Below are 7,622 nucleotides of genomic sequence, written 5' to 3'. Positions count from 1 at the left end.
GAACCAATCCACAAAAAATAATTTTTTAAATATACTGACGAGAATAGACTGATTTTTACATCATCATTTAATTGGTCGATACAACTCATAACCTTCCTTAGAAATATAACAGCTTTTTAGAAGGACGCTGGCCTTGTTTTCTATCGCTAAAATCAGGTCAGTGTCCCGTTTAATTCTGTCAAAATAATATAAAATAAGAACAAATACAAACGCTTATTTTGCAGGCTCATATTAGTACGGAATAGCCCCGATAAAATAGGCACTTTAACACCTTGCAAAAAGCCGTTATCCAACCACTGTTTATTTAAACATGCATTTAGGATTAATTACATGGCTAATTCACCTTTCCTCCGAATCAATGGGGTCGTAGTCGTTGATTTACATATAAGAAACCAATAGAAACGGAAATAAATAGAGGCGTTGCTTGCCCCTCAATCACATTTTATACCTGTTTCATTTCATTCAATGCCATTCAGGGGGGAAATCTTAGTCGGACTACATCAAGTACGAACTGTTTTATACATGGCGATGATGTCAACAATACAATCTAACTCCGTTTTTAAATACACACTATGAGAAGTTAATCTCAGTCAGGAGGCCAAAAGCTTAAAAATAGCTATTAACGCCATAGTCTCTGATTAAGTCTTTAACTTTAAAACCATCAGCTTTGCATTATGACCATAGCTTGGACAAATGACTGCATTAGGGATATTTATAAACCCGAACTTACTCCAGAAACCACCTGAATTTTGAACCGCGAATCAATGGGGTCGTAGTCGTTGATTTGCATATAAGAAACCGATAGAAATGGAAATAAGTGGAGGCGTTGTTTGCCCCTCAATCACATTTTATACCTGTTTCATTTCATTCAATGTCATTCAATGTCATTCAGGGGGGAAATCTAAGTCGGACGACATCAAGTACGAACTGTTTTATACATGGCGATAATGTCAACAATACAACCTAACTCCGTTTTAAATACACAATATGTGAAGTTAATCTCAGTCAGGAAGCCAAAAGCTTAAAAATAGCTATTAACGCCATAGTCTCTGATTACGTCTTTAACTCTAAAACCATGAGCTTTGCATTATGACCATAGCTTGGACAAATGACTGCATCAGGTATATTTATAAACCCAAACTTACTCCAGAAACCACCTGAATTTTGAACCGCGACCAATAGTATTTTATTGAACCCTTGTGCTTTGGCTATATCAACTAGGTTTGTCACTAACTCCTTTGCTATCCCTTTGCCTCTTGATTCTCTCGCTAAAGCTAGGTCATGTAAGTACAAGTTTGAACTAGCTGTTATAGCGCATTCTTCATGTAATTTAGGAGGTATTTCACTGGGCCACGGATGTGCTAATAAGTAGGCTAAAATATTATTACCTTCTTTATACACTGCACAAGTTGTGGGTGATAAAAGCCACTTACTTTTGAGAATATTGACATCTTCGGGCTCAATTTCTACATAAGCCTCTGCTTGGATGTTTAAAATATCAACCCAAGCGTTTTCAGTTATTAAATTAATAGACATACTTCTACCTCTGAGACATAACACTGCCATCAGCCGACAACCAGAGTCCTTTCGGGCTAGAGCGGCGCTTGCGCCAAGCCTAAAAAGCGAGACGAAAGGGAGTCAATTTGATGGCTTTGCTATGGTTTTATTATGTATTTATTACGACTGCCCAAGTATTGGCAGTAATCCAAAAACCAACAAAGTACACGCGATGAGTGACAGTAGTGACCCACTACGTACCATAATCTTAACCGTCAATTCGCTCGTCACGGTTGCAGAAAATCCAGCGCCAGCAATCGGAAGGGCTTTACTTGCACCTGTTACAGATGCAACCGTTATTCCCAGCCAGATAAGTGTGAATCCCAATGCACCCCCATACGCCACAAAGACTTCTAAAAATAAAGGCAGCACAACCAGCGACCAAATAATACCAAAGATTGCCAGCGCCATCCCGCACTGAACCGCAGTCATATGACCAGAAAGCGCCATACGAGAATTTTTTACTGTTGGTATCAACGCACCTTGTATTAAGCCGACAACGAAAAAGACGACGCCAATAAAGATGAGTTGTGCACCTATTTGTGTAAGTTCTATCATGATGTTCCTTATGGTCGCATAACGCTAAGTGCTGTGGCGCTAGGTGCTTTACAGACGTTGCCAATGTAAAGCGCGGTGCTTTGTTCATGTTGGCTTTTAAAGTTTTGTAAGGTATTCATTGTTAATCTCCATTGAAAAAACACATGGTAAACAACGAAATACTAAACTTCATTCACCTAGATTCATTTTTTAATTTACTCAATGTCTGAGGAGCCACACCGAGATAAGAAGCTATATGATAAGACTTAACTTGTTTAAAAATAAAAGGGTACTCGTTAAGTAAACGATCATATCTTTGGGCAGCAGTCTCTGACATAAGAGAAAGCACTCGTTTGTATGTTGCAGAATAATAGGTGTCATGTATCCATATTTTAGCTAAACGCTCCCATTTTTTTTCTTGTGATATAAACTTATTAAGCGCTTCCAGAGACGTTACATAAAAAACTGAATCTTCAAGAGTTTCAAAATTAAGCATTGACCCTGTTTTTTCAGAAAAGCTCACACTATCGTCCATAAAGTGGTTTAAACCATGTTTACTTTTTCCACGAAAATAGAGTTGCCAAGTGTGTTCTTTGCCATTCATGTCACTTAAATACGACCTGGCTAAACCACTTTTAATAAACCATATCTCACTAAACACGTCGCCTGCGTGATGTACAGTCGTTCCTTTTTTGACATGTTTTATGTCAAATATTCCGCAGGCATAAGCCCACTCATCATCATTGACAGGAATATAATGCTTAATCATTTTTCTAAAATATTTCATAGAATTACAGTTATTGGGATTGATTTAGCCAAATGAGTTTTTAGTATCCATGCTGGTGATAAGCATGGCAAGTGTAAGTTTTGAAAAGCCATCATAAGAAACAACCGATAAACTGAAGTAACACCACTTCCATCTTCTAAATCAATGTAAATCAATGGGGTCGTAGTCGTTGATTCATAGTCGTTGATTCAAAATGAGTCCCGATGACCAAATTATCTTGAGCAATTTGGAACAGCGAAGCTGATTGACGAAAGGCAGGAAACCTGAAGTCATATCAGCATGATAGCAGGCGACATGACGTGCTTCACTCGAGGTATTAACTCACTTAAATTCGAGTGAAAAACAGTGAACCTTTTAGGGTACACCACAGCTAAATGTATTAATAAATATACTCATAAATCGTAGACGAAATATCGGAGCTATATGATTACACCCTGTATTTTTATTAATACATTGGTATTAATACAAATGTATTGAATCAATTGATTTTACTAGTCCTTTCTATAAAGTAGTCAGCGCTGGTGCAGCTAGGCACCAGAAATTTAATTAATGTATGCTTAAAGGAGTTATGTTGTGAATTACATTAAAACAATGGTTCGTTCTGTATTATCTATCTCTGTTTTAACCGCATGTTTAAGTCAAGCGAGTGAATTGTCTTATACCTTCGAAGATATTGGGTCATTAGGTGGGCCACAAACCGCTGCATTTGACATCAATAACGCAGGACAGATTGTAGGTTGGTCAACGCGAAGCAAACAAAAAGCGTGTATCAAAATATCAGGCGACCCGATGACATGTCGTTTTGCATTTGTTTATCAAGCTGGCATGATGACTGATTTAGGATCATCTCACCCAGATTCCATCGAAAGTACGGCTGTTGCCATTAATAAGCACGGTGACATCGTTGGCAATGAGCACTTTATCGGTAAAATTAATGGTATGCGTCATTCAGGCTATCACGCTTTTTTCGTTGAGCAAGGCCAAGTTGTCCCGTTGCCATTTAATTCAACCAAACACTCACCGTCTAGCCAAGCGTTTGATATCAATGATCATGGCTATATTGTGGGTTGGATTGAGAACAATGATGATAAAGATGTTATGGTTGAGTGGCAAAATACACACAGTGACGCGCAAATAAAGCACGAGCATAAAGCGTTTTTTCGCAGAGCCTCTGCCACCAATAATTTAGGTGATGTGGTTGGTATGGAATATGAACGTTATTCTTACAAACCAAATCGCGCCTTTATTCAAACAAGTAAAGGTGTGTCGTTATTATTAAAATCGGATTCTATTTGGACTGAAGCCAATGAGATTAACGATTATGGTATGATCGCAGGCGCTCAAGCCCCCAAAGCATTTAGACCTTCTCAAGCAACAATTTGGTATCCGTCGGTCACCGGTGGTCTTACAGCCCATGTGGTTGGTGGTATCGGCGATAGTGAACGAGAACGCTCTGCATTTAAAGATATAAACAAACGAGGAACAGCCGTTGGCATGTCATCAAACCCTGACCGAGGTTCATTGGCCATCGTGTATTATAAAGGCGAGCTCATCGATTTAAATACAGTCACAGATGTACCAGGAACATTACTTGAAGCCACGGCAATCAATGATCATGGTGACATTGTGGGCTTATACCGTGATGTAAATAATCACACGCGTGGCTTTGTCCTTAAGCAACGATGATCACTTCATTTAGTTAGGCCATAAATATGGGCTAACTGACGAATTTACTATACACCTTCATATGTTAAAATTATGGAGGTGTTATAAAAGATACACCGTCAATCCTGTATAATTTTGCAACTGCGAAATAAGGTATGATCTAAACTCCTTGCTTAGCCAGATGATTAATAATTAACCTCATGTTTGGATAAGGGTTTTGGAATAGGCAATATTTTGTAAACAAACTTACGTACAATCCAATGATGATATTTTATTCAATATCAAGGCGCTTTTATGCAGTAATAGCGGGCTATTACAAATGAAAGCAACGCCGAGAGTGAGAAAAATAGCTTTATTGGGCAAATTCGCTCATCCAGAGCTGAGTTAATTAGTAACACTCAGCGCGCGTTACCTTTTTTAACGCCTCTAAATCTACCCCGATGTTTTGTAAAACCCTGATTGCCGTTCCATACTGCATAGATAATACCACTTCAATCACATGTATACTCTTAAGCGGTGTCTTCCTCATTTTGTTATTCTCGTAGAGCTTTTTCATGACCATTTGGCCTGAAGGCTTAGTATCATATAATGCAATGCTAGGGTTAGTCTCTTTGGGCATATCACTTGCAAGGTTTATCACTTCGCTCCCAACCCCCATACTCGCTAACACACTATTATGTTGCGCTTTCAATGCTTCTTTTACATCAATATGATTAACGCCTAGTTTTGCCAATACTTTTTGCGCCGAGCCATCTTGTAAATCTAAGCTCGCCAACAAAAAGTGTTCTGCCCCCGGTCTGTTTTCTCCATATTGTTGCGCATATTGCTCAGCGCCTAGACATAATTGACTGATCGTTTTCATATCTTGAATTTTCATTTTTATATTTCTAAAAAAAGAACTGATCATGCTACGTCTCCTTTTTATTGATAAATGCGGCATGGCGTTTGTGTGCCGCTTGCCGTGTTATATCCAGTGCTTGTGCTATTTGCGCCCATGTCCAGCCCTGCGCTACCGCCTCTTCTACAGCTCGTCGTTCGAGCTGATCGGCAAGTAACCGCAAAGACGTTACGGCAGCCAGTGCCTCTTCAGGGGTGTTTGGGTTAGGAAGTGATTTTATATCTGTCATGTGTCAAATTTAATTGACAACATGTGTTTTGTCAAATTTAGTTGACAGAAATCACTGAAGATATACTGATTGTGATGACACTGAGCAGCGACGTATTTGAAGCCAAAGCATTACTTATATTGATCAATTTAATGAATGTAGCTTTTATGGCCAGTAACTGTATTGATAGTCGCGCTACTCAAATTAAAGCAGTAAGTAGCAACGATTTTTAATAATGACATTAAGGGAATTTACGTACTAACTCCCATCTGCTATCACTCTGATCTCCCTTTGCCTACTCATTGAATTGTGTGTGCAAGAGCCGCGCGATGGCATTCGATTGAACGTCGCTACAGGTTCATTACCAATGGCTATTTCAACTTCAAAGTGAAATGGCTGGGTATTTTCTGGCGCGTAATTTTCTTTTGAGAAAAAATAGCAAGGATCGCCACCGGCTCCCCAACGCACTCCTTTTTTTATTAAATAGGACGCGCCAGGTATATCTGTCCATTGACGTCCAGGCTGCAAATATTGGTATCTCTGCCTAACCTCTATCGTTCTGCCCATCATCAGTGGTCGTCTCACTATGTAATCGGGATTAAAGGTTGAATGATCATCCCGGATCACTGTCCCCTGAGAGCCATTTGGTGGCTGTACAAAGCTTTGCTGGACACGACTTAATAATTGGTTAAAGGATGGATCATACGCTCTTGCTGTTGGATACCATATATGTTCACGCGTTAGGCAATGATTGAAGGTATTATCATCCCCATTGGTACTTTCAAAACTAAATTGATGTTTAAACATATATCGGGCGTTATCAATACGAGTCATACCATGAGTCTGATGACGAAATTGCCACCATTGTAATTCAAAACCAGAAAATCGCATTGTGTAGTTTGTCGGTCGAGCATAACTATCGATATTTAATAACGTCCCTATATACATTAAAGCTAGCCGATATCTTTGTAATTTATCCACAGGTAAAATGTGAATTTGCGCTTCAATATTCATTGCGGTGCGGTTATTGATATTGCGTATATCAGGGCTATTTTGCGCATTACCCCCTAGCAGTATGACGATGTTGTTCAGTGAAGAGACTGATTGTCGAAAGCCTCCATGCGCTCCCTCAACCAATGTCATAAAGTTTCTCATTGAAATATTTGGCATGATTAACTGTCCATAATTCAGTAGCCCACAAATATGAAATGGCTCACATTTGTTACAATAATTTAACTTACAAACTAAATGAGAATAAAATATGAAGCGACTGAAATTGTTTTAAAAAAACTTAAAAAGCGTGAAATACCAACACAATTCAATAAGAAAAGTAAAAATATTTTTGAATCAGAATAAAGTTTATGTACTTTGTCCATTTTTCATTAACATAGCTACCTTTTCAATGCCATGCGCTGGAGTCCACGTTTTAAACACTCTAAAACCCTGTTTACGATATAAATTAATGGCTGGCGTATTCACTGCAGCCGTTTCTACAATGGCTTCAGGTCGCTGATATGTACTAATAATAAAATTCAGTAACTTATGAGCAATGCCTTTGCGGAAAAATTGGGGGGAAACCGTTAAACTCTCAATGCTTAATAATGTGTCGGTTACCGAAATTTCAATCACGGCGGCAAGCACATTGGTTTCAAAATAACCATAAAATAACGTCGTTGCCGATTCTATGTTTTGTACACTACGAGACAGTGGCGGGAAATGTATCGTGCCAATCAGCGCCGCTTCAATTTTATAAGAATCTTGAAAAACACCGTATATTTGGCTCGCGACTGAGTGTTGTGAATTATTAAGCTGTTCTATCATTAAATTTTAACCTGAACTGTAAATCTAAGTTTTCTCATTTGATACTAGCTATGGTTTTTAATAAGAATATATACCCGATTATTAGGGGTTGTTGATCTTTCAGGTTCGTTTTTACAGCAGCTTGATTGAATTTTATACAAGGCAGAGGC

9 protein-coding genes and 1 pseudogene are annotated in these 7,622 nt (G+C 38.6%); 3 read left to right on the top strand and 7 right to left on the bottom strand.

The annotated features are described in order from the left end of the window. Positions 1-908: 908 nt before the first annotated feature. A pseudogene (locus J8L97_RS24140) lies at positions 909-1,019 on the top strand (IS110 family transposase); the annotation flags it as partial. A gap of 34 nt (positions 1,020-1,053) precedes the next feature. Here J8L97_RS24140 and J8L97_RS22010 read toward each other — a convergent pair. The 3 genes from J8L97_RS22010 to J8L97_RS22000 all read right to left on the bottom strand — a co-directional run bounded on the left by J8L97_RS22010 (position 1,054) and on the right by J8L97_RS22000 (position 2,881). Then, positions 1,054-1,536, bottom strand: coding sequence for a GNAT family N-acetyltransferase (locus J8L97_RS22010; RefSeq protein WP_211052803.1), 483 nt, complete (start codon positions 1,534-1,536; stop codon positions 1,054-1,056). Between the two features lie 141 nt (positions 1,537-1,677). Next, positions 1,678-2,115 (bottom strand): hydrogenase, encoded by a 438-nt coding sequence (locus J8L97_RS22005; RefSeq protein WP_211052802.1) that lies wholly within the window; start codon positions 2,113-2,115, stop codon positions 1,678-1,680. Between the two features lie 172 nt (positions 2,116-2,287). Further along, positions 2,288-2,881 (bottom strand): Crp/Fnr family transcriptional regulator, encoded by a 594-nt coding sequence (locus J8L97_RS22000; RefSeq protein WP_211052801.1) that lies wholly within the window; start codon positions 2,879-2,881, stop codon positions 2,288-2,290. Positions 2,882-3,454: 573 nt separating this feature from the next. Here J8L97_RS22000 and J8L97_RS21995 point away from each other — a divergent pair. Next, the gene (locus tag J8L97_RS21995; RefSeq protein WP_211052799.1) at positions 3,455-4,567 is read left to right on the top strand and encodes a DUF3466 family protein; all 1,113 of its coding nucleotides are present in this window, start codon (positions 3,455-3,457) and stop codon (positions 4,565-4,567) included. Between the two features lie 367 nt (positions 4,568-4,934). Here J8L97_RS21995 and J8L97_RS21990 read toward each other — a convergent pair whose 3' ends face one another. Together J8L97_RS21990 and J8L97_RS21985 are read right to left on the bottom strand one after the other, a co-directional pair. Beyond that, positions 4,935-5,453: a Clp protease N-terminal domain-containing protein gene (locus J8L97_RS21990; protein ID WP_211052797.1), complete on the bottom strand. Its 519-nt coding sequence runs from the start codon at positions 5,451-5,453 to the stop codon at positions 4,935-4,937. Position 5,454: 1 nt separating this feature from the next. Continuing rightward, complete coding sequence (locus J8L97_RS21985) at positions 5,455-5,673, bottom strand: helix-turn-helix domain-containing protein (protein ID WP_211052795.1); 219 nt, start codon at positions 5,671-5,673, stop codon at positions 5,455-5,457. Positions 5,674-5,714: 41 nt separating this feature from the next. Here J8L97_RS21985 and J8L97_RS21980 point away from each other — a divergent pair, with 41 nt between their 5' ends. Further along, a complete protein-coding gene (locus J8L97_RS21980; RefSeq protein WP_211052793.1) occupies positions 5,715-5,885 on the top strand; it encodes a hypothetical protein in 171 nt (56 codons plus the stop codon). A gap of 25 nt (positions 5,886-5,910) precedes the next feature. Here J8L97_RS21980 and J8L97_RS21975 read toward each other — a convergent pair whose 3' ends face one another. Beyond that, positions 5,911-6,822 (bottom strand): hypothetical protein, encoded by a 912-nt coding sequence (locus tag J8L97_RS21975; RefSeq protein ID WP_211052791.1) that lies wholly within the window; start codon positions 6,820-6,822, stop codon positions 5,911-5,913. 189 nt (positions 6,823-7,011) lie between these two features. Then, positions 7,012-7,473: an N-acetyltransferase gene (locus J8L97_RS21970; protein WP_211052790.1), complete on the bottom strand. Its 462-nt coding sequence runs from the start codon at positions 7,471-7,473 to the stop codon at positions 7,012-7,014. Positions 7,474-7,622: the final 149 nt, after the last annotated feature.

This window comes from Pseudoalteromonas sp. MMG012 (assembly GCF_018100875.1).
Taxonomy (GTDB): Bacteria; Pseudomonadota; Gammaproteobacteria; order Enterobacterales; family Alteromonadaceae; genus Pseudoalteromonas; species Pseudoalteromonas aurantia.
This window is presented reverse-complemented; position numbering and strand designations above follow the sequence as displayed.

Excerpts from the sequence above, each read along its gene's own strand:
- J8L97_RS22010 (WP_211052803.1), bottom strand. The coding sequence starts at position 1,536 with ATGTCTATTAATTTAATAACTGAAAACGCTTGGGTTGATATTTTAAAC.
- J8L97_RS22005 (WP_211052802.1), bottom strand. The coding sequence starts at position 2,115 with ATGATAGAACTTACACAAATAGGTGCACAACTCATCTTTATTGGCGTC.
- J8L97_RS22000 (WP_211052801.1), bottom strand. The coding sequence starts at position 2,881 with ATGAAATATTTTAGAAAAATGATTAAGCATTATATTCCTGTCAATGAT.
- J8L97_RS21990 (WP_211052797.1), bottom strand. The coding sequence starts at position 5,453 with ATGATCAGTTCTTTTTTTAGAAATATAAAAATGAAAATTCAAGATATG.
- J8L97_RS21985 (WP_211052795.1), bottom strand. The coding sequence starts at position 5,673 with ATGACAGATATAAAATCACTTCCTAACCCAAACACCCCTGAAGAGGCA.
- J8L97_RS21975 (WP_211052791.1), bottom strand. The coding sequence starts at position 6,822 with ATGCCAAATATTTCAATGAGAAACTTTATGACATTGGTTGAGGGAGCG.
- J8L97_RS21970 (WP_211052790.1), bottom strand. The coding sequence starts at position 7,473 with ATGATAGAACAGCTTAATAATTCACAACACTCAGTCGCGAGCCAAATA.